Origin of the sequence: Oceanobacillus sp. CFH 90083, assembly GCF_009389585.1 — a bacterium.
GTDB lineage: Bacteria > Bacillota > Bacilli > Bacillales > Amphibacillaceae > Oceanobacillus.
Genome location: NZ_VIYG01000005.1, coordinates 166796 through 189877 on the forward strand (window position 1 = coordinate 166796; position 23082 = coordinate 189877).

A 23082-nucleotide genomic window follows, 5' to 3' on the forward strand; every position below is an offset into this window, starting at 1 on the left:
TCGAATTCCATTATAGCATATTCTTAAGCACCCTTGTCCTATATGGTTCTATAAAAAGAAAACGAGAGTAATTACTACTCTCGCATCAAGTTAATCCTTGTGTTTATGATGGATAAAATCCGGTCTGATATCTTCTGCCTCATCGTCTGTCATCTCATAATCCCAGAGAACATCATCTTCCTCGTCATCGCTCTTCCAGTTTGGTTTTACTTTGACACAGATTTTTGTTTCTCCAATAATTTGCACAACAAATTCACGCTCAATATCGACTGTGATACTGCCGCCTTTATCGGAAATTGTACATTCTAAGCAATTCGGCTGCTGCAGTACTTTAGCAATAATATCGTACTCATCGTTAATACAATTATCGTCTTTTACAGATAAAGGAACTATATCTGTGTATTCCACCCTTTCTGTGATAACCTCTGTTTTCGTATTATCATTGTAAGAATACCATACATTAATATCATAACTGCCACTGATAATGACAGTATCCTCAGACTTCTTCTTTGCGTGGTACAAATGATTAATGATCCAGCATCCAAGAATACTTGTCGGACGATGGCTTGGTGTTATCGTATGGGTATCTTTGGTAAATTTTCTGCCTTTACCACATACTGCTTTTGTAATGATTTCTCTATATTCTTTATCAAGAAAAGTCATGATATATTTTACCTCCTCTTTTTTCATAGTCATTTTATGCACGGCAAATACCTAAAGTGCATAACTATTGCCAAGAAAAAAGAAAAGTAGGCACGAAAGACAGCTTGAAAGGTTCTTATTTTAACAAAAAGCCAGACAAATAATTGCCCGGCTTTATCTGTTCATTCATTTTATTAAACGGACACAGGATTAGTGCGCACAGCTGGAACTATTGTCTGTTTGTGAGCCCGTTTCACCTTTAAGCACATCACCGCCTGTAGACTCAATAATATTATTGGTAACTGTACGGGATATAGTTTTGGAAACCAGCTGCAATACATCATTAACCACAATCTGCGTTTCTTTAAATTCCTGAACGATAGGAATTTCATCAATTTCATTTTGCAGACGGTCGAGTTCCTGCTCAATGCGCTGCAATGCTTCCTTTTTATCATAGGCCTGAAAATTCACAGCCTGTTTTTGCAAGGTTTTAATTTTCTTAATTAAGCCTTGTACTTTTTTATTTTGATTTAATTTAGCTTCTACCTGTTTAAAGCGTTCAATTTCTTCTGTGTTTGCAAGCATTGCTGCCAGCTTTCTTGCTTCGTCCAGTACTTCTTTTCGCTCATACATCGCCATTTTATTTCACCTCAACTCTATTCTCGACCATGACACCATTTAATGACCATGTTTTTGTCTCTGTAATTTCTACCTCTACAATCTGACCGATTGCTGTTTTTGGACCTTTAAAGTTGACTAATTTATTTCTTTCCGTATAACCGGCCAGGACATCCGGATCCTTCTTGCTTTCCCCTTCAACAAGCACCTTCACAATTTCACCCTGATATGATTTCATTGATTCTGCTGATTGTTTATTAACCAGCTCATTTAACCGATATAAGCGTTGTTTTTTCACTTCTTCAGGGACATCATCTTTCTTTCTGGCAGCCGGTGTACCTTCACGTGGTGAATAAATAAAAGTATAAGCTGCTTCAAATCCGACTTCTTCCACTAATGTCATCGTTTCTTCAAACTGCTCTTCTGTTTCATTCGGGAAGCCGACAATAATGTCCGTTGTCAATGTGGCGTGAGGCATAGCTTCACGAATTTTTCTAACCAGTTCCAGATACTCTTCCCGTGTATATTTACGATTCATTTTCTTCAATATTTCACTGCTTCCAGATTGAACCGGTAAATGAATGTGGTCGAGAAGATTTCCGCCCTGTGCCAAAACTTCAATTAAACGATCATCAAAGTCACGAGGATGGGAGGTTGTAAACCGGACACGCGGGATATCAATCTTATGAATATCATTCATTAAATCACCTAAGCCATACTCGATATCCTCAAAGTCTTTTCCGTATGCATTCACATTTTGGCCAAGGAGCGTTACTTCTTTATAGCCCTGTGCGACAAGATGACGGATTTCCTGGATAATATCCTGCGGACGTCGGCTCCGCTCTTTCCCGCGGGTCATCGGTACAATACAGTACGTACAGAATTTATCACAGCCGTACATAATATTAACCCATGCTTTGATTTTACCTTTACGGGCCTTAGGCAGATTCTCAATAATATCGCCTTCTTTAGACCATACCTCAACGATCATTTCTTTGCCGAACATTGCTTCCTTGACAAGATGCGGCAGACGGTGAATATTATGCGTTCCAAAAATCAAATCGATATGCTGATGCTTTTTCAAAATCCGGTCTACTACGGATTCCTCCTGCGACATACAGCCGCAGACACCGATAATAAGGTCTGGCTTTTCCAATTTTAATGGTTTTAAATGACCAATTTCACCAAATACTTTATTCTCAGCATTTTCTCGAATCGCACAAGTATTAAGCAAGATAATATCTGCTTCTTCGGTCACATTCGTGGATTCATAGCCCATTTCAGACAGGATGCCGGCCATTACCTCTGTATCATGCTCATTCATTTGACAGCCGTAAGTCCGGATTAGAAATTTTTTACCTTCGCCAATTCGTTGCATATCCTCCGGGATAGAGAAATCATAATGAAACTGAATATCTTCCTTGCGACGCTTTCTCGCTTTCTTTATATCTGGTGACTGCGGCTCATAATCCGCATGAAAATATTTAGCGATTAATTCTTCACTGGATGTATTCTTAATTCGTTCAATATTTGCTTCTTCGCTACGAATCTGGGCCTGTTGTTTACGTTGTTGTTCGTTCATCAGGTTAATCCCCTTTCATTCATTGATTCATATGTATTGATGCACTAACTTACAGTATAAAGCCTATATAAAAATTGTACAATATTCAAGGCTTGAAACATAAAAATCTCTTTTTTCGAATATGAAAAAAGAGATTTTTATGTTTCACAAAGAATCATTGCTAAATAACCAGTTAATCCGAGAACAGGCATGCCTTATCCAACCCGGGCAGTATGTTCATTTCTTTTGAAGAGGAAGTTCAAAATGCTCCACAAAAACGACACAGCAGTAAATGGAACTTCTACTAAGGACGCCCATGTCGTGTGGCGGGCGTAGAAGTCATCGGACCCTGCAAAGCACGTAGCTTGCTTTTTCCGTTACGTAACGCTGCGCTGCCTTGAACTTTCGACGCACAGCTCTTTGGGATGAGTAACCGCAGTCCAAAATATTCTCCGTAGGGTCTGGTAATCCTATACTCAAGGGGATCACATCCTTAACCGGCTGCTCCTTTTTATCGCACTTTTTGAACACGTACTTTAAACATACACTCGGGTGAACTTTACCTTGGTTCAATAATTAACTTAATTGCTGTCCGTTCTTCATCATCAATTAAAATATCTGTAAATGCTGGTATACAGATTAAATCGACTCCACTTGGTGCTACAAAACCGCGAGCTATAGCAACTGCTTTGACAGACTGATTCAGTGCACCTGCGCCGATTGCCTGAATTTCAGCTGTACCTCGTTCCCTAAGTACATTTGCCAAAGCTCCTGCCACTGAGTTTGGATTGGATTTCGCTGAAACTTTTAAAACTTCCATCACTAGTACCTCCTCATGTGCTATTTATACTTTTATTGCTACTATTTCTCCTGGAGATGTACACCTTGTTCGATTCGATGATGAGCAGCTATTATGAAAAGAAGGGGTGGTCATCATTAATGAGAATTCTTTCAATCGTTTCTGCTCTACCAGTCGAATCGTCCGTACGAATGAATACTCCATTTAGTTGTGTTCTTCCCTTTTTTTCAATTTCAAAACGTACTGGAAGGGAAGTTTGAAATCTTTTAATGACTGATTCCTTCTCCACACCTAATATTGCATCATACGGTCCCGTCATCCCCACATCTGATATATATGCAGTACCTCCAGGCAATATTCTTTCGTCTGCTGTTTGCGTATGTGTATGTGTGCCTGCAACAGCCGTTACCCTTCCATCCAGATACCAGCCGATTGCTTGTTTTTCACTTGTTGCTTCTCCATGAAAGTCTACAAAAATGGTATTGGTTCTTTTCTTAGCTTCCTCCACTAACTGATCTGCTTTTTCAAATGGATCGTCGATCGGAGGGAGAAAGGTTCTTCCCTGCAGATTAATCACAGCAATTTCTTTTCCGTTAATATTTGGATAAATAATTCCTCTTCCCGGATTATTTTCCGGGAAATTAGCGGGACGAATCATCGCTGGTGCCTGATCGATAAATTCAAAAATTTCCTTCTTGTCCCAAGTATGATTTCCCATCGTAATTACTTGTGCTCCTGCTTGTAGAAATTGTTTATAGATTTTTTCTGTGATTCCTTTTCCTGAAGCTGCATTCTCTCCATTGATAATCGTTATATTGGGCTTATACTTTTCTTTTAATTTTGGCAGGTATTCCATAATCATATCCCGGCCGGGAGAGCCTACCACATCGCCTATAAATAAAATTTTCATTTTTCTTCCAACCTTTCTTCTTTCCATTTAAGAGTGTATTCAAATAAAAAAACAAAGGCGACATCTGCCGCCCTTGCTTTATTTTGCGTATTCAACTGCTCTTGTTTCCCGAATAACCGTAATCTTAATATGTCCGGGGTAGTCAAGCTCCCCTTCAATACGTTTTCTAATATCACGTGCAATTCTTGCTGATTCCATGTCATCAATATCATCAGGACGAACCATGATACGAATTTCACGACCGGCTTGGATAGCAAATGACTTCTCTACGCCTTCAAATGACTCCGATATCTCTTCCAGTTTTTCTAACCGCTTGATGTAATTTTCAAGCGTTTCACTGCGAGCTCCTGGTCTGGCAGCAGAAAGTGCATCTGCAGCTGCAACTAATACAGCTATGACGGAGGTTGCTTCTTCATCTCCGTGGTGGGAAGCAATTGAATTAATAACAACTTCATGTTCTTTGTATTTCATTGCTAATTCTTTACCAATCTCAACGTGACTGCCTTCTACTTCATGGTCTATCGCTTTCCCAATATCGTGCAGCAGACCAGCTCTTTTGGCAAGATGTATATCTTCCCCTAATTCTGCTGCCAGCAGTCCTGACAAGTAAGCAACTTCCATTGAGTGCTTCAAGACATTCTGACCGTAGCTTGTACGATATTTTAAACGGCCTAAAATTTTGACAAGATCCGGATGCAATCCGTGGACACCAACTTCAAATGTTGTCTCCTCACCCACTTCACGTATATACTCGTCAACATCACGTCTTGATTTTTCAACCATCTCTTCAATACGTGCAGGGTGAATTCTGCCATCTTGTACAAGCCTTTCTAATGCCATTCGTGCGATTTCACGCCGTATCGGATCGAATCCGGATAGAATTACCGCTTCAGGAGTATCATCAATTATTAAATCAATTCCTGTTAACGTCTCTAATGTACGGATATTCCGTCCTTCCCGTCCAATAATGCGGCCCTTCATCTCATCATTTGGCAAATTCACAACAGAGACCGTTGTTTCAGCAACGTGATCAGCTGCACATCTTTGAAGTGCCAGCGATAAAATATTTTTTGCTTTCTTATCTGCTTCTTCATTCGCACGATTTTCAGCTTCTTTAATCATCACAGCTGATTCATGCTGCACTTCTTTTTCAATGCGTTCTAAAATAACCTGTCTCGCTTGTTCGGTTGTATATCCTGAAATGCGCTCAAGCTCAGCTTGCTGCTCGTCTTTCATAGCTTCCACTTTGCTTTTCATTTCTTCAATTTGTTGTTGTTGTTCTACTAGAGTTTGTTCCCTCTGTTCAAGCAGAACCTCACGTTTGTCTAATGTTTCACTTTTTCTATCCAGATTTTCTTCTTTTTGCATCAGACGATTTTCTTGCTTCTGAGACTCCATACGACGTTCACGAATCTCATCCTCGGCTTGACTCCGAAGCTTGTGATTCTCATCCTTTGCTTCCAGAAGCGCTTCTTTCTTAGCAGCATCTGCATTTCTACGTGCTTCGTCCATAATTTGTTTAGCTAATGTTTCCGCACTAGAAATCTTAGCTTCTGCAATAGATTTACGTACCAGATAACCAACAACAATACCGACGACTAGAGCAAGCAAAATGGAGATGACGATAATAACAGTGTTCATGACTTCACCTCCTATTGCCTATAAAATTGTAAATTGCGTATTTGTCGGCATATCACATTTTCAAATGCATTAAAATAAAGGTAATTTCATAATACAAATTATAAAATTATACACTATTAATATTAATTCTCACCAGCCTGAATGTCAAGGAACTCCCGATATAAATTATAATATATTGGAAATCTTGGCACGCTGACTATATAAACTCATTCTAAAGGATGCTAAAAAACCATAGTACGGCGACTATGGTTTTCATATTAAATATCTAAGCTTTCCTGCTCTTCTTTTGTTTGTTCTTCACTTTGTTCCGGTTCTTTGTCCAATTCATAATGATCTCGAATAGCTGTGTGGATTTCTGCAAATACAGCTTCGTTTTCTTTCAGGAATTGTTTTGCATTCTCTCTGCCCTGTCCTAAGCGATCTCCATTATAAGAATACCAGGCACCGCTTTTTTGTACGATGTCAAGGTCTGAGCCGATATCAAGAACCTCTCCTTCTTTGGAGACTCCATGACCATACATAATATCCACCTCAGCCTGTTTGAACGGAGGCGCAACTTTGTTTTTCACAACCTTAATACGGGCTTTATTTCCAACTGCATCATTTCCAACTTTAAGTGTTTCGGCGCGACGTACTTCCAGTCTTACAGAGGAATAAAATTTTAATGCCCGGCCGCCAGGAGTTGTTTCCGGATTTCCGAACATAACTCCTACTTTTTCACGAATCTGGTTGATGAAAATTGCTGTCGTCTTTGATTTATTGATTGCTCCGGAAAGTTTACGAAGCGCCTGAGACATTAATCTCGCTTGCAAGCCGACATGGGAATCTCCCATCTCCCCTTCAATCTCAGCCTTCGGTACAAGTGCCGCTACCGAGTCGACAACAATAATATCTACTGCACCGCTTCGTACAAGTGCTTCGGCAATTTCTAAAGCCTGTTCCCCTGTATCCGGCTGCGATAATAAAAGTTCATCAATATTAACACCAAGCGCTTTTGCATAAACGGGATCCAGTGCATGCTCTGCATCAATAAAAGCAGCCTGCCCTCCCTGTTTTTGAGCCTCTGCAATCGCATGAAGCGCAACCGTTGTTTTACCAGAGGACTCCGGACCATATATTTCTACGACTCTTCCTTTTGGATAACCGCCAATTCCAAGAGCTACATCCAAAGCTAATGAACCACTTGGAATGGTAGCAATCTTAGGTGTTTCATTCTCCCCCATTTTCATAATGGAGCCCTTACCAAATTGTTTCTCTATTTGCCTTAAAGCCATATCTAAAGCTTGTTGTTTATCACTCACCGAAAATTACCTCCTTTATCTATCTTTATCCATCATACAATGATTTTCTAAATTTAACAAGCAAAAAGACGAATAAATGTTCTTATATTTTCGAAGCTAATTTAGCCTCAAAAATCAACATTGGCTGTGCCGTTGTGTTAAAAAGGGAATTTCCTGTATCAAATGAAGCTGAACAATTAAAATTGACGCTTTCAAATTTTATTTTAAATATTGATACAATAATTCAAAGCCTTTTAAAGCAGCTCTTTCACGAATGATATTGCGGTTTCCTGATAAAAGAATCGAGCTTGATTCTACCATTTTCCCGTCATCAAAAATAGCAATATAGACTTGTCCGACCGGCTTAGCTTCCTGTGTATCAGGACCGGCAACTCCCGTAAAAGAAATAGCCATTGGTGTGTTTAATTTCAAAGCAGCCTGTTCCGCCATTGCTTCAGCACATTCCTTGCTTACAACCCCATATGTCGAAATCAATTCCGGCGACAAGCCTAATAAAGATTCTTTCACGGCAGTTTGATAGGTAACCAAACTGCCGGCAAAGACATTAGAAGCCCCTGTAGCTGATACAAGTTTACTAGAAAATAATCCGCCTGTTACACTTTCTGCTGCACCAATTGTTTTTTCTTTTTCTGCCAGCAGTTCGATTACTTTATTTTCGATCGTTTGCTCATCTTCACCAAAACAATACGTACCGATACGTGCTAAAATTTCCTGTTTTTTATCTGCAACAAGCTTTTGAGCCTCTTCCTTTGAAGAAGCACTGGCAGTGATCCGGATCACAATCCCCTGATCTTGAGCCAGCGGAGCAATAGTCGGATTTGTTTGTTCATGAATCAGATCTATTAATTCATGCTCCAGCTGTGACTCGCCAATACCAATAAATTTTAAAACAATGGATTGAATAACCTGCTGTTTTCCAGTTACGTTTTCTAAAAATGGAAATAGCTCTTCTGATGAAATATGCTTCATTTCCCGGGGGACTCCCGGCAAAAAGAACCAATGTGTACCCTGATAATCTACATACATCCCCGGAGCCATACCAGCATCATTTTTTAACACACGGGCACCTTCAAACACGCGGGCCTGCTTCCGGTTATTTGGTGTCATCGTGCGATTACGTTCTTTAAAGTAGCTCTCTATTTTTTCCATTGTTTCCTTATCTTCTATAATGTCAAGACCCGTTAATTGTTCAAAGCCCTCACGTGTTAAATCATCCTCTGTCGGTCCTAAACCGCCCGTAACAATCACAATATCCGAACGTGACTGTGCCAGACGAAATGCCTGCTCCACGCGATCTAAATTATCTCCAACAACGGTATGATTATAAACATTAATTCCGTAAGTAGCTAACTGCTCAGACAGCCACTGGGCGTTCGTATTCGCTATTTGACCTAATAATAATTCTGTACCTACTGCAACGATCTCCGCTTGATAACTTTTTGTCATTTCGAATCCCTCATCACATGCCAATTTTTAACAAAGTAATCCACCCCGGAAATAATGGTAAACACTAAAGATATATATAACATTATTGTACCGAATGGAAAGTTCAGATAAGAAAATGGGAAATTATGCAATAACAAAGAAGCTATCGCAATCATTTGTGTTGCTGTTTTGAGCTTTCCCATACTTCCGGCAGCCATTACAATTCCTTCGCCTGCTGCAACAAGCCTTAATCCAGTGATTGCAAATTCTCTGCTGATGATAATAATAACAACCCATGCCGGAGCAAGTTCAATTTCCACTAATAATATCAATGCCGCAGAAACAAGAAGCTTATCTGCCAAAGGATCCATAAACTTTCCTAAATTGGTAACCAGATTATGTTTTCTTGCATAATAGCCATCTACCCAGTCTGTGCCCGCTGCAATAATAAAGATCAGCGCTGCGACAAAGTGGGCAACGGGTAATTCTGCATTGCCGATATCCCAGCTGCCCCAAGGAAATGGGATTGCCAGCAGGACAATAAAAAATGGGATCATTAAAATACGTGAAAAGGTTAACTTATTTGGTAAATTCATTTTACACCCTCCATTATGTCAGTTACACTGCGATAAAATTTTGCAAGAAGTAACCCTCCCTATTAAAAGGAGGGTCTTCTTTTCAGGAATTTATAAAGTTGTTTATGTGTGGCTAACTTTTTATAGCTACACAGCTCAGCTCCGAGCACTAATCCTTAAAGATTTCATGCCGCACTCTGTACTTCGGGTTCCATCTTTTAATCATCGTTCATTTGCAGATTAAGACGCTGATGAACGGCTGAAGTCGGATATTCTACCTCTGTTCCATCAATAGAAATCGTCACTGCTGTGGAATTACCGATGTTTAAAGAAATCGTTTCTTCACCGGATATATCAATTTCTACAGGAGATGCATCGGCATCAAAATTACCGCTAAATAACGATTCCCCTTCTGTACCAGTTACATCCACCCAGCTATTCAAATCATCCCCGGCTGATTCCAAAATCAACGCAGCTTCGTCACCAGCATTGGTTACTGCAAGTACAGACGTCGGGGAAGCTCCTGTTCCTTCCTCAACAACCTCTACAGAGACTTCTTCATTTTCTTCCGTCTCCTCGCCCTCTTCTGTTCCATCTGTCCCCTCTTCGCTTCCTTCATCATTACCTTCATCCGCAGCATCTCCAGTATCATTATTACCTGCTTCATTGGAATCATCGATAATCATACTGCCATCATTACTATTATCATCCTCAACTGGTTCTACATCACCTGACGATGAGCTCTGACGCAAGAAAAATATAGCTACCGCAATAATTGCAATAATTAATAAAACCACAGTTACTGTCGGAATAATGGAAGATGAACGTGATTCTTTATCCGATTTACTTTCTTTTCTGGTCCGCTGTATCCTGCTATATTGAACATTCTCTTCTTCTGTAGCAGGGAGCTCTTCTTTATGATCCGTCATAAGATCATCCGGATTGATTCCTACAGCAGCTGCATATTCTTTTATAAATGCCCGCGTGTAAAATTTTCCTGGAAGAATATCAAAATTGCCTTCTTCAATTGCAACCAGGTATCTTTTTTGAATTTTTGTTTTCTCCTGCAGGCTGTCCAAAGAAATATCCTTTGCCAGCCTTGCTTCTTTTAGCTTTTCACCAACATCCATTTAAAACACCTTCCACCTTTTTAATTAAAACATCGAGAATCCATCTTGACGCAAATCCTCATTTTCTACTGTCTCATAAGTAATTTCCTGATTTTCATCTGTTCTCAGCTCAATTATATAATCAAAATCTTCCATGCTGTATTCTGTAGATTGGACGAATATATCCGGATGCTCAATCACTTTAACCGTCGGCAGCTGCATAATCTCTCTGATTAGCTGCCAATGCGCTTCTTCATTCATTTTCCTTTTGGAGACTATCCCATCAATGATATAAATATTGTCCGAATCATATTCCCCTTCTATTAAGCTTTTACGCACAGTTTGTTTAATCATGGTGCTGGATACAAACAGCCATCTCTTATTTGCACTGACGCTTGCTGCAACAACAGACTCTGTTTTTCCTACTCTGGGCATTCCTCTTATCCCAATAAGTTTATGCCCTTCCACTTTGAATAATTCGGCCATAAAATCAACTAACAGACCAAGCTCATTTCGCACAAAACGAATCGTTTTACGATCCTCATTGTCATGATGTATAAACTTTCCGTGCCGGACTGTAATTTTATCACGCAGCTTAGGCTTGCGAAGCTTGTGTACTTTAATTGCATCCATTGTTTCCAGAATATATTTAAGCCTTGTTATATTTTCATCATACTTAGATAGAATCAGCATTGCTCTGCGGGAATTTTCAACACCATTAATCATAATAATATTTATGGTGAGCATTCCAAGTAAAGAAGAAATTTCACCTAATAATCCAGGACGATTTATTAAATTCTCATATTCTAAGTACCATTGTGTTCTATCCATTGTAAGCTCCTTTTCATGTGTGGACATCCTCTTTTAGCAGATATTCACGCAATTTTTGAAGTAAACTTTCCAAACAGATAACTCATTATGTCGTACTATGTACCATCATATCGAAAAAAGGATAAGTTTTCTATTCTAATATACCATTTTTTCTGCTTTTCCTAAATAGCTAACATCTTTTTCATCACTCATTTTTTTAGAAAACTTAAAATCAAACCTGAAAGGCGCAGGATGGATCGCCTTCGGGGGCTGGGACTGTAATTACTCATCCCATATAAAACGTTGGGGTTGCGATTACTCACCCCATATAAAGCGTTGCTATTTCGTTGACTAAGTACGGCAGGCTAAATGACAGTCGTCGATACCAGGACATTGTGTCCGCCGTACTTTATTCCTTTTCAAAATGAGAAAAACAACGTTTATCTATATAAAAGAAGCTATATAGATAATACTATACAGCTTCTCTTCTTCATATTCATTATTTAATCATGCTTTTGAACAAGTTTAATCATCGCACTGGCAAGAGCCTGCTGTTCTTCTTCTGAAGCTGTACTCCACAACTCTTTTAACACCTCTTCTTCCGGTGTTTTAGCATCGACACTTTCCGCTAAATAATCACCGACTTCAGCTGCTAAATTCGTTAACGTATCGTGGTTAATACCACTTTCTTCAGCCTGCTGTAAACGCCCCTTTAAAAAGCCTTTCCATGAATCGAAGTTATCTAATACTGACATTTGAACATACCTCCTCAAAAGTATTCTTTTGCAAATGAAGAACTATCACCATTTGCCTGCTGCTATCTGCTGCCTGTAATACAGCTCTTTAGCCCTGAACACTGCTGTCAGTCCCTTTGTCTGCAAAAATGTCGAAGCAATGCCCTGTGACTTTCCTTAAGCATGTATAGTATTTGAGGAATTTTAGAATTTATGCATGTTCTTTATTTCTTACAGTCCACCATTAATCTGAATGATTTCACCTTGGATATAACTGGATTCTTCACTAAGCAAATAGCTGATGACATTAGCAACTTCTTCCGGACGCCCGGCACGATTGACAGGAATCTCATCCACAAAAGCTTTTGCTTCCTCTGCAGACAGGTTGTGATTCATTTTCGTATCAATAAAGCCCGGGCTTACCGCATTTACCCGAATATTAGATAACGCAACTTCTTTTGCCAAAGCCTTTACAAATAGATTTTGAGCCCCTTTTACACTGGAGTAGACCACTTCATTGCTTGCTCCATAATGACCCCAAATGCTTGTCACGAACAATATATTTCCATGCTTCCTGCTAATCATAGCCGGTAAAAAATGATGCGTTATCAGCCATGGCGACTTCACATGAACCTGTAACAGATCTTCCATTTCTTCCGGCTTCATGTCTTGAAACAGCCCGTAATAGGCATGACCGCCAGCGAAAATAATCCCATCAATCGAAATAGGAATTTCTTGTATAAAAGCCTTCACATCTGATTCATTTGCTAAATCGACCTGATAAGCAGCTAAAATTGCATGTTGATTGTCCGCTTGCATTAATGCCTTTACAGGTGCCTGATTCGCATGATAATGCAGGATCAGCTGATAGCCATCACAGATCAGCTTTTTGGCGATAGCTGCTCCGATATCACCACTGGCTCCAATTAAGAGAATATTTCCCCTCATTTTTCCACCGTTTGATTTTGAATCGTACATGCTGCCAGACGATCCTCTTCAATCCATGTATTTAAAAATGCATTGATATCCTGAACCGTGAGTTTTTGGATAAACGGAACAATATCCAGTAAATTTACATTCTTAAACGATAATGCGGCAAATTGATTTGCAATAAATTCTAACGAGTTCATGGCACGGAGCAGCTGCCCCATTTTTTTCTTTTTCATCCGTTCAAATGCCGCTTCACTGATTTCCATATTTCCTGTTGACAGAAGCATTTCCTGTACTCGTTGCGAAAAAAGCTCGGGCTGATTCGTATTGGAACCGATCGCAACATATCCAAAAGAGGTCTGCAGGTTACTTTCAAAAAAGAAGCTGTTATCAATTAAATCTTCATCATATAATCTTTGATAAAACTCGCCGCCAGTGGAGAAGAAATAATCAAGCACCATATCAATCAATAAATCACGCTTTAAATAAGCATCTCCCTGAAGCTGTTGATGAGACTCCTTAATACCGACGGAAACTTTTGGAATCGATACCGGCATATTAATGATTAAATTTTTTTCTTTAACATGATCAGGCTCTTCAGGAAATTGACGCTGGATGCCCTCTAATTTATCAAATGATTTTTTTTCCTGGTTCTCTGAGATTAAACGCATCATTTGCTCCGGATCAAAATTTCCGGTTACAAATAAAATCATATTTTCCGGATGATAAAAAGTATGGTAACAGGTATACAGATCGTCCTTTGTAATGGTATAAATAGAATCTACTGTACCAGCAATATCAATATGGACAGGATGGTTATGGAACAACGCCTTATTCGTTCCCATAAACAATCGCCAATCTGGCTGGTCATCGTACATGTTAATTTCCTGGGCGATGATTCCCTTTTCCTTCTCTACCGACTGTTCAGAGAAATACGGATCTTGCACAAAATCAATCAATGTTAATACATTTTTCTCAATATTACTCGTTGCAGAGAATAAGTAAGCTGTCTCCGTGAAGGAAGTAAATGCATTTGGAGAAGCCGCCTGCTTCGTAAAATCTGCAAAAACATCCCGATCTTCTTTTTCAAATAGCTTATGCTCTAAGAAATGGGCGATTCCGTCTGGTACAGTAACCGCTTCGGTCTGGCCAATGGGTACAAAGCTTTGATCAACCGAGCCGTAATTGGTCATGAAAACACCGTATGTCTTTGTTAACTCTGGCTTTGGCAAAAGACAAACCCGCAGGCCATTATCCAGCTTTTTTTCATATAATGTTTCATCAATTGTCTCAAAATATTGCTTATTCATGTGCTTCTCCTCCTTCACTGGTCAGGAGATAAACCATATCTTCTTGAACCTGTTTCGCAACTTCAATAACCTGCTCTTTCGTTACCTCCTGAATGCTTGCAAAAAGCTCATCCACTGTAATTTCTTTATGACCAACTACCTGCTGGTACATAAATTCAATTATTCCCTGTGTGTGATCTAAGGTTTCTTTTAATTGATTGATGATAAGCAATTTTGTTTCTTCCAACGCTTCTTCCGTGAAATCACCATTTTTCATTGCTTCCAACTGCTCCCGGATAATGGTTAATGCTTTTTCATAATCGGCTGGCGCAATCCCGCTCATCACAAATAATAAGCCTTTATGGCTCTCTACACGGGATACAGCATAATAAGCCAGGCTATTTTTCTCTCTTACATTAATAAATAATTTAGAGCTTGGAAAACCGCCAAAAAGCCCGTTAAAAACTTGTAATGCCGGATATTTTTCATCCCGGTAAAAAATATTGGTACGATAGCCAATATTCAGCTTGGCCTGTTGAATCTGATCCTCTTCAATTAGCTCTTTAGCGCCTGTTTGCTTGGCTGTTCCTTTATTTACAGGCTCTGTTTCTTTTTTCTTTCCTGAACGTTTAAACTGAGCTGTTAACAAAGCCATCATCTGCTCTATATCAAAGTCGCCGCTCACATAAATATCCATCCCATCTTCCTCACGAAGATTTTCATAATACGAAAACAGATCCTGATTGGAAAATGTGGATAAATCTTTTTCATAGCCCTGAGCATGAATGCTGTATGCTTCTTCAGCACACATTTCATCTACAAGCCGGATGTTCGCATAACTTGCTTTGTCATCTTTGACAGAATGTATATTTTGACGAAGAATTTCTTTCTCTCTCTCAAACACCCGCTGCGAGAAAGCCTGATTCTCCTGGTTTGGTTTATACACAATTTCATACAGTAATTTTATTGCCCGTTCAATTAATGAATCACTATCCGGAAGGAACTTTTCATTCGGCACCTCTAAATAAAATGTTAAAATATGTGTTTCTCCTTTTTTGGAGCCGCCAATCGATAATACAGAACCATACAGCTCCGCAAGCTCTTGCTGCAGTTCTTTACGTGTGGGAAAGGAAGCTGTTCCCTGTTTTAAAATATAAGGAAGCAGTGCCCTTTTGGTGATTGTTTCTCTTGCTAACGGAGCACGGAACTTTACTGCAAAGGTTAATGTTTTATGTTTTTTATTTGGAAGCATGTGAAATTGTATATCATTTTCAGTCTTCTTGATTTCCTTAACACCCATATTTATCCTCCATTCTAAACGCTTTTAAATTTATTTTACGCTTTTCTCTACTTTATTATCCATCAAAGTGCGTGTTCAAAAAGGAACCGAATGGGGAATTTTTGAACATTCTCTTGAAAATCTGAAATAATTAAACCATATACCTTTATATTCTTCTCCTCACAACTTGAAAACGAAACATATCTGCCCGAAAATAATTCATGGAATATAAAACTGCGGCATCATCATTTGTATAATGCATCTGTTTTAACAAAAGCAACGGTTCATCAGGCGTACATTGTAAAATACTGTAGATGCGTTCATGGTATGTAATTGGCTCAATATCCGCTACTGCATAAGCAATTTGTTTATTGGAAGCTGCTTCAATCGTGCTAAAAATAGATGATTTCTCCCGCAGTTTCTCCAAAGTTAGATAAGACGCCGGTGCCTTATCTATGCAAAAAACAACAGGTGCATCATCAGCGGTGCGGATTCTTTCAATGGTTGTTACATATTCTAATTCAGACATACCAAAATCACGCCGCTCTTGTTCGGTGGCATCTAATATATCCGTACTGACATATTGTGTCCCCGGCTTCTTTCCTGATTGCGTAATCATTTGTGTCACACTGTTAAGCTCTTCAATACCTGCTTGAAATAGCGGCTTTGTATTGACAAATGTGCCAACGCCATGTCTGCGTGTAACAATATGATCCTCCTCCAGCATCCTTAATGCCTCTCTTAACGTTGCCCGGGAAATCCCTAATTGTTTGGAAAGCTCATATTCTGACGGAAGCTTCTCTTCTTCTGTATACGTTCCGTCTTCAATACCTGCTTTTATTTTATCCATTACCTGCAAATATAAATGTCTGGCATCTTCGCGTAAAGTCATTTCTTCACCTCTTTTCTGCAATCGTTGTGTTCAGCTTTTTTTACATCTGTTATTTATGGTACCACTTCTTCTATAAATTTTGAACTTTAATATTTTAAAACCCGGTTTATCTATGACAGATAAGCCGGGTTTTTTTAAGATGTACTGGAATGCTCCTCCGTCTGATTTGATATCAGCACAGAACGCGGCTTACTGCCTTCATACGGTCCGACAATTCCGCGCGCTTCCATAGCATCAATTAATCGGGCTGCTCTTGTATACCCGATCCGGAAACGGCGCTGAAGCATCGAAACACTGGCGCTTTGCATTTCGATAATCATCTGTACGGCATCGTCATAGAGCTCGTCATCCACTTCCTCTACTACTTCATTTGTTTCTTCCGGTATCATTTCTTCCTGATAGCTTGCCTGCTGCTGTTCAATACAATGATCGACAATGCGCTCCACCTCTTCATCGGATAAGAACGCTCCCTGTACACGAGTAGGCTTGGAGCTTCCAGATGGCAAATATAGCATATCGCCTCGTCCCAGTAATTTCTCTGCCCCACCAGAATCAAGAATCGTACGTGAATCTGTTGTAGATGAAACACTAAAAGCAATTCTTGATGGAATGTTCGCTTTAATAACCCCGGTAATAACATCTACCGATGGACGCTGCGTCGCAATGATGAGATGAATACCTGCCGCCCGCGCCATTTGCGCCAGTCTGGTAATCGCATCCTCTACGTCCCCTGAAGCAACCATCATTAAATCTGCCAGCTCGTCGACAAGTACCACAATATATGGGAGATAAGGCTGCTGCTCATCCTCATCTGCAGCTGCATTTTGTTTACGGATGTAAGCATTATAGCCTTCCATATTTCTTGTGCCGCTATCAGAAAATAAATCGTATCTTCGTTCCATCTCTGCAACAATTTTCTTCAATGCGCGGGAAGCTTTTTTCGGATCGGTAACAACGGGCGTTAACAAATGCGGAATCCCGTTATAGACATTTAACTCTACTTTCTTCGGATCAATCATCATCATTTTTACTTCATGCGGCTTGGAACGCATTAAAATACTGGTAATAATGCCGTTCACGCAGACACTTTTCCCGCTTCCTGTTGCTCCGGCAATCAGTAAGTGCGGCATTTTATTTAACTCCCCGGCAATGGCTTCTCCCGAAATATCCCGTCCTAAAGCAAACATCAATTTGTTCGCTTTGGAAGATTGTTTATCTAAAACCTCTCTGAGTGAAACCATCGAAATTTCCTTGTTAGGAACTTCGATACCTACAGCTGATTTTCCAGGTATTGGCGCTTCGATACGAATATCCTTGGCAGCAAGTGCCAATGCAATATCATCATGAAGACCGACAATTTTACTTACCTTTACACCAGCCTCGGGATACACTTCATATTTTGTTACCGCCGGACCAACATGCACTTTAGCTATTTTAGCCTTTACTCCGAAGCTTTGAAACGTTCGGTCCAGCTTCCGGACCGTTGCCTGGATATGCGACTTCTCCTGCTGCTGTGAATTATGTGACGGACTGGCTAATAGATCAACCGACGGCAGCTGATAATCATGATTTTCGGTTGCTGTCATAGGCATAACTTCATGAGGTTCTTCCTCATTATCTGTCTTCGCTTCTTTTTCCTTTGGATGTCTCGTCTTTCCTTTATTCGTTTCTGCTTCCGGCTGCTCACGATATGCAATATCCGTAAAATCATTAATAAGAAGCTCTTCTGTATTATATTCCTGTTCTTCCATGACAGTTTGGCTCGGTTCTTTTTCATTCTTGATAACGGCGTCAGCAAGCTCTTTCTGTCTCTGCTCCTCTTCCTTACGCTCAGCTCTTTTTTCTCTGGATCTTTCCAAACGTTCTCCAAGATAAGTAAAAGTGGATTGAAAGCCTGCTGCTACTTTTTTAACGAAATCGCCAACAGATAGGTTTGTCATAAACACAATCCCGATTAACAGACAGAAAAACACCACAATCCGGGAGCCTGCAATAGAAAATAAGAAGTAAGAGACTGTGAATAAAAGTGCGCCAATCATACCGCCGCCGGTCTGCACCAGTGTCCCTGTCCCATCCAGATATTGAAAGTAAAGCTGCCAGGTCAGCCGCAGAATAGAAACATCCTCTGCATTAGCCAGCAAGCTTTCCATCACTTGTACATGCGTCAGCAATAAAACACCGGCTAGAAAAATATAAAAACCTATCAGCCTTCTTGTTAAGAAATCAGGAGCCTTTCTTTTAAAAATGAGGTAAAAACCAATAAGAAATAACGCGACAGGAAGGATGAAATGCCATATTCCCATAAAAAATTGGAATATATTCCCCAGCCAGTCAGGTATGGCACCTCCGCTTAACATAGCTGCCCCGCTTCCAAAGATAGCAATAAATATCAACAGCAGTCCTACCAGTTCCATCTGTAGTCCTTTTGCCTGTTTGGTTGTCCGTTTTTTTCTTTTCTTTCTCTTTTTGGCAGCCATTTTCTCACCCCCGTATGTACTACAAATTAAGATTACTAAAATGATAGATTTGCATTCCTGCGTAACAAACAAGGAAACTGGAATCAGTTCTCTTTATGCTGATCAGGAAAATAAAGTATTTATCCTGTCTTCTCTTTAAAGAGGCTGCTGTTCCAGTTACGATATCATTCTGTATTATTTCTTCCATTTATCTCTTTACCATTTCTATATTATAGCACAGATTCCCATCAGCTGATAATTCTTCCTGGTAAAAAATCAGGATTCAAATAATCATTCGGATTACTCGAAATTAGCTGATTAATTTGATAGTATCCATCCTTATTTTTTGATACAAAAACCGTTCTTCCCTGCCATTCAACTGCTTGTATTTCATTTTCTGCTCCTTGCGCTTCCGGAAAAATTTCCTGATGGGATAATGGTGTATAGAGTATCACGAAGCAGTCCCTCCTTCTTCTGTTTTTGCACTTTGAATCATATGATTTAATTTCTGTATCGCTTCTTTGACGCCGCCAACTTCATCAATTAACCCGTAATCCACTGCTTCTTTACCAACCACATTTGTGCCAATATCACGTGTCAGGTTTCCTTTTGCAAACATTAATTCCTTTAATTGCTCAGATTCAACATGAGAGTGATCGACAATAAACTGAATGACACGCTCCTGCATTTTATCCAAATATTCAAAGGTCTGCGGAACCCCAATGACCAATCCTGTTAGTCTGACAGGGTGTATCGTCATGGTTGCTGTCGGTACAATAAAGGAATAATCCGTAGCTACTGCAATCGGTGCACCTATCGAATGACCGCCTCCTAATACAATCGAGGTTGTCGGCTTTGACATGGATGCAATCATTTCTGCCAGAGCCAATCCAGCTTCCACATCACCCCCAACTGTATTTAACAAAATAATTAATCCTTCAATTTTAGGGTTTTGCTCTACTGCAATCAGCTGTGGCAGCAGATGCTCATATTTTGTTGTTTTATTTTGCGGCGGCAGCTGAAGATGTCCTTCTACCTGTCCGATAATGGATAAAACGTGAATATTTGAATCAGGTGCCTGTGGAACATTCGCTTGTCCGAGCTGTTGAATTTTTTCTACAAGAGCAGATGCATTCTGCTGGTTCTCTTCTTCTCCTTGATTTTCGTTATTGTCATCCGTATCCATACGCATATAAAAACTCCTTCCAGCTATTGTTATGATTAGTATAAACAATCGGTTAGAAATCATACGGAGGAAGGGGTACGGAAACAACAGATTCACTTATACAGGTGGTGTTGTATTTTAAAAATTTCTTATTGAAACCATTCAGAGATTTTTTTCGTAGTGAAAATAGAATCAAAATCAAATCGGAGGTGACTGATATGTTTGGTGAAGAGCCTGAATGTGTTAAATGTGGGAAAGAAATTAAAGGCGATGACGTTGTCTTTATAAAAATGCGTTATCCAAGACGAAAAGGATTTACGGAAATAAAAGCTTATTTAAAAAACGAAGGAAGATTCATATGTAAAGATTGTTATCAGCCGTAATCAAAATTATTTTCTAAAGAAAACTTGGCATTCTCCAATCCTGTCGGCGGATGCTTTCGTTGCGCTTATACTTTTTCCTTAGCTTCTTTATACTTTCTTAAAGTGCATGAAAAAAGACACAAAGCAGCCAAAATCTGCTTCATGTCTCTTTCATTATCTTAAAGCGGCACTTCCTCTGTACTTAAACCAAACACATCATGCAGTGCATTGACTGCTGTAATTAATTCATAGTCATGTACTAAAACCCAAATGGTCGTATGACTGTCTGCCGATTGCAATATTTGCACACCTGCATCTGTTAATGCCTGCACGATTTTAGAAGCAACACCTGGAACTCCTGTCATTCCGGCTCCAACAGCAGAAACTTTTGCACAGTTTTCCTTAATTTCCGGCTGAAAGCCCAGCACTTCTAAGATTTCAATCGCTTTTACAGTGAGATCAGCCGGTACGGTATAAGCAACACCTGTCGGCGAAATATTAATAAAGTCAACAGAGATACCTGCTTCTGCCATTGCTTTAAATACTTCTGATTGCACACGGTAAGCTGATTCTTTTGTCTGCACTTTAATCTGTGTAACATTTGCAATATGCGCAATCCCTGTTATCATCCGATCTGAAATATCTGCTCCGGCTTCTTCTATCCGGGAAGATGTAACCAGTGTACCGAGCCGTTCTGAATAGGTGGAACGGATCCGCATTGGAATTTTCCCTTGCATAGCTATTTCCACCGCACGCGGATGAATGACCTTCGCACCTTGATAAGCAAGATTACAGATTTCTGTATAGGTCACCACATCAAGCGGACGGGCATTCTTTACGACACGCGGGTCTGCTGTCATAATTCCTTCCACATCTGTAAAAATCTCAATACGCTCTGCTTCTAAGGCAACACCTAAGGCTGCTGCTGAAGTATCACTGCCACCACGGCCGATGGTTGTTATTTCTCCCGATTCACTTTGACCCTGGAAACCGGCGACCACAACAACATCATGCGTTTCCAATTCACGTAAAATACGTGCCGGATTCACCTCTTTAATTTTTGCCCGGTTAAAATCCTCATTCGTTACAAAACCAGCTTGAGCGCCAGTCAAAGCTGTTGCAGAGATATGATTTTTTTGCAGCTCATTAGACAGGACAACAGATGAAATAATTTCACCACATGACATAAGCAAATCGAGCTCCCGGTTTGAATTTTTATTTGCAGGGAAATCTATTAAGCCCAGCAGACTGTCTGTTGCATAAGGATCCGGTTTTCTTCCTAATGCAGAAACAACAACAACTAACTTATATTCTTGAACAAGTGCATCCTTAATATGGCGGATAACATGCTCCCGATTTGTTTCGGATTGTACAGAAGTTCCTCCGAATTTTTGTACTAATACTTGCAATATGAACACCTCAACGCTATCCAAGCAGTTAAACTATGGATGTCTAATAAATTAATTACATCATCATTTTAAAATCATCTTCATCCATGACTGGAACAATTATTTTTTTAGCCAGCCACGTTCTACTAAAGTTTGTGCAATTTGTACTGTATTCCAAGCCGCACCTTTTAATAAATTATCTGATACAACCCACAAATGGAAGCCTTTTGGATTATCTAAATCTTTTCGTACACGTCCAACGAAAACTTCCTCTTTATCTTGAGCAGATTGCGGAGTTGGATATTCCTGTTCCTGAGGATTATCCTGCAAAATCACTCCATCTGCGGACTCCAATGTTTTCCAAATATCTTTTACATCGAGACCTTCCTGATCTAATTCAATATAAACACTCTCTGCATGAGAAGTAGAAAATGGCAGACGTACACAGGTTGCTGCAACATTTAATCCATCATCATGCATAATTTTTTTCGTCTCATTAATCATTTTCATTTCTTCAAAAGTAAAGCCATTTTCCGTGAAAACATCAATCTGCGGCAATGCGTTAAAAGCAATTGGAAAATGCTTTTTATCTCCTTTAACCGGCAACAGTTCCGCTTTCACTTCTTTACCTTCTAAATAGTCTTTTGACTGCTCATATAGCTCCTCCACCGCTGCATTTCCGGCACCTGATACCGCCTGATAAGTAGAAACAATAATTTTATTAATGCCAAAAGCATCTTTGATCGGTTTTAAAGCTGCAACCATTTGAATGGTAGAACAGTTTGGATTTGCAATGATACCTTGATGCTCTGCAATATCTTCCGGATTTACTTCTGGTACAACCAGCGGTACATCCTTCTCCATACGAAAAGCACTGGTATTGTCAACAACGACTGCGCCTCTTTTAACTGCTTCAGGAGCCAGTTTTTTAGAAATCGATCCACCTGCAGAAAATAATGCAATATCTACACCTTCAAATGATTCTGGTGCCGCTTCTTCGACAATAATTGTTTCACCGTTAAAGGTTTCCTCTTTTCCTGCCGAACGAGCGGAAGATAATAATTTTATTTGTTTTACCGGAAACTTTTTATCTTCCAGTATTTTTTTGATTTTCTGACCTACTGCCCCTGTAGCACCGACAATGGCTACATTATATGTTTGTTGCTCTGCCATTCTAATAACTCCCTCCACTTAAT

At 39.7% G+C, this 23082-nt stretch carries 22 protein-coding genes; 1 reads left to right on the forward strand and 21 read right to left on the reverse strand.

Annotation, left to right across the window (positions count from 1 at the left end):
• Positions 1-90: 90 nt before the first annotated feature.
• From FLK20_RS09520 to FLK20_RS09610, 19 genes are all read right to left on the reverse strand, one after another.
• On the reverse strand, positions 91-663 hold the full coding sequence (locus tag FLK20_RS09520; protein ID WP_152656330.1) for an outer spore coat protein CotE: 573 nt from the start codon (positions 661-663) through the stop codon (positions 91-93).
• A gap of 189 nt (positions 664-852) precedes the next feature.
• Positions 853-1281, reverse strand: a complete 429-nt coding sequence (locus FLK20_RS09525) for a YlbF/YmcA family competence regulator (protein WP_152656331.1) — start codon at positions 1279-1281, stop codon at positions 853-855.
• A gap of 1 nt (position 1282) precedes the next feature.
• Positions 1283-2842 (reverse strand): tRNA (N6-isopentenyl adenosine(37)-C2)-methylthiotransferase MiaB, encoded by a 1560-nt coding sequence (gene miaB / locus FLK20_RS09530; RefSeq protein WP_152656332.1) that lies wholly within the window; start codon positions 2840-2842, stop codon positions 1283-1285.
• Between the two features lie 538 nt (positions 2843-3380).
• Positions 3381-3641 (reverse strand): stage V sporulation protein S, encoded by a 261-nt coding sequence (locus tag FLK20_RS09535; RefSeq protein WP_040980240.1) that lies wholly within the window; start codon positions 3639-3641, stop codon positions 3381-3383.
• Between the two features lie 91 nt (positions 3642-3732).
• Positions 3733-4530, reverse strand: coding sequence for a TIGR00282 family metallophosphoesterase (locus FLK20_RS09540; RefSeq protein ID WP_152656333.1), 798 nt, complete (start codon positions 4528-4530; stop codon positions 3733-3735).
• Positions 4531-4608: 78 nt separating this feature from the next.
• The gene (rny, locus tag FLK20_RS09545) at positions 4609-6171 is read right to left on the reverse strand and encodes a ribonuclease Y (protein WP_152656334.1); all 1563 of its coding nucleotides are present in this window, start codon (positions 6169-6171) and stop codon (positions 4609-4611) included.
• Positions 6172-6428: 257 nt separating this feature from the next.
• Complete coding sequence (recA, locus tag FLK20_RS09550) at positions 6429-7472, reverse strand: recombinase RecA (protein WP_152656335.1); 1044 nt, start codon at positions 7470-7472, stop codon at positions 6429-6431.
• Positions 7473-7670: 198 nt separating this feature from the next.
• Positions 7671-8918, reverse strand: a complete 1248-nt coding sequence (locus FLK20_RS09555) for a competence/damage-inducible protein A (RefSeq protein WP_152656336.1) — start codon at positions 8916-8918, stop codon at positions 7671-7673.
• Positions 8915-9493 carry a CDP-diacylglycerol--glycerol-3-phosphate 3-phosphatidyltransferase gene (gene pgsA / locus FLK20_RS09560; RefSeq protein ID WP_152656337.1) on the reverse strand — a complete coding sequence of 193 codons (579 nt, stop codon included), beginning with the start codon at positions 9491-9493 and terminating at the stop codon, positions 8915-8917. Before pgsA ends, FLK20_RS09555 begins: the two co-directional genes overlap by 4 nt.
• A 197-nt stretch (positions 9494-9690) precedes the next feature.
• Positions 9691-10602, reverse strand: coding sequence for a helix-turn-helix domain-containing protein (locus FLK20_RS09565; protein ID WP_152656338.1), 912 nt, complete (start codon positions 10600-10602; stop codon positions 9691-9693).
• A 24-nt stretch (positions 10603-10626) separates the two neighbouring features.
• Positions 10627-11412, reverse strand: coding sequence for a DUF3388 domain-containing protein (locus FLK20_RS09570; protein ID WP_152656339.1), 786 nt, complete (start codon positions 11410-11412; stop codon positions 10627-10629).
• 482 nt (positions 11413-11894) lie between these two features.
• Positions 11895-12146, reverse strand: a complete 252-nt coding sequence (locus tag FLK20_RS09575) for a DUF3243 domain-containing protein (RefSeq protein ID WP_152656340.1) — start codon at positions 12144-12146, stop codon at positions 11895-11897.
• Positions 12147-12356: 210 nt separating this feature from the next.
• Positions 12357-13103, reverse strand: coding sequence for an elongation factor P 5-aminopentanone reductase (gene ymfI, locus FLK20_RS09580; RefSeq protein WP_370453181.1), 747 nt, complete (start codon positions 13101-13103; stop codon positions 12357-12359).
• Entirely contained in the window at positions 13070-14365 is a 1296-nt protein-coding gene (gene yfmH, locus FLK20_RS09585; RefSeq protein WP_152656341.1) for an EF-P 5-aminopentanol modification-associated protein YfmH, read from the reverse strand. Before yfmH ends, ymfI begins: the two co-directional genes overlap by 34 nt.
• Complete coding sequence (gene yfmF, locus FLK20_RS09590; RefSeq protein WP_152656342.1) at positions 14358-15644, reverse strand: EF-P 5-aminopentanol modification-associated protein YfmF; 1287 nt, start codon at positions 15642-15644, stop codon at positions 14358-14360. The genes yfmH and yfmF overlap by 8 nt, the downstream gene beginning before the upstream one ends.
• A 145-nt stretch (positions 15645-15789) precedes the next feature.
• Positions 15790-16515: a GntR family transcriptional regulator gene (locus FLK20_RS09595; RefSeq protein WP_152656343.1), complete on the reverse strand. Its 726-nt coding sequence runs from the start codon at positions 16513-16515 to the stop codon at positions 15790-15792.
• Positions 16516-16649: 134 nt separating this feature from the next.
• Complete coding sequence (locus FLK20_RS09600) at positions 16650-18992, reverse strand: FtsK/SpoIIIE family DNA translocase (protein WP_152656344.1); 2343 nt, start codon at positions 18990-18992, stop codon at positions 16650-16652.
• 227 nt (positions 18993-19219) lie between these two features.
• The gene (locus FLK20_RS09605; protein ID WP_152656345.1) at positions 19220-19426 is read right to left on the reverse strand and encodes a YlzJ-like family protein; all 207 of its coding nucleotides are present in this window, start codon (positions 19424-19426) and stop codon (positions 19220-19222) included.
• Entirely contained in the window at positions 19423-20157 is a 735-nt protein-coding gene (locus tag FLK20_RS09610) for a ClpP family protease (protein WP_152656518.1), read from the reverse strand. The genes FLK20_RS09605 and FLK20_RS09610 overlap by 4 nt, the downstream gene beginning before the upstream one ends.
• Before the next feature lie 197 nt (positions 20158-20354).
• On the opposite strand from FLK20_RS09610, the gene FLK20_RS09615 reads away from it, so the two are divergent.
• Positions 20355-20519, forward strand: coding sequence for a Fe3+ hydroxamate ABC transporter substrate-binding protein (locus FLK20_RS09615; RefSeq protein ID WP_152656346.1), 165 nt, complete (start codon positions 20355-20357; stop codon positions 20517-20519).
• Positions 20520-20677: 158 nt separating this feature from the next.
• On the opposite strand, the gene dapG is transcribed toward FLK20_RS09615, so the two are convergent.
• Complete coding sequence (gene dapG / locus FLK20_RS09620) at positions 20678-21907, reverse strand: aspartate kinase (protein ID WP_152656347.1); 1230 nt, start codon at positions 21905-21907, stop codon at positions 20678-20680.
• A 99-nt stretch (positions 21908-22006) separates the two neighbouring features.
• On the reverse strand, positions 22007-23059 hold the full coding sequence (locus FLK20_RS09625) for an aspartate-semialdehyde dehydrogenase (protein WP_152656348.1): 1053 nt from the start codon (positions 23057-23059) through the stop codon (positions 22007-22009).
• Positions 23060-23082: the final 23 nt, after the last annotated feature.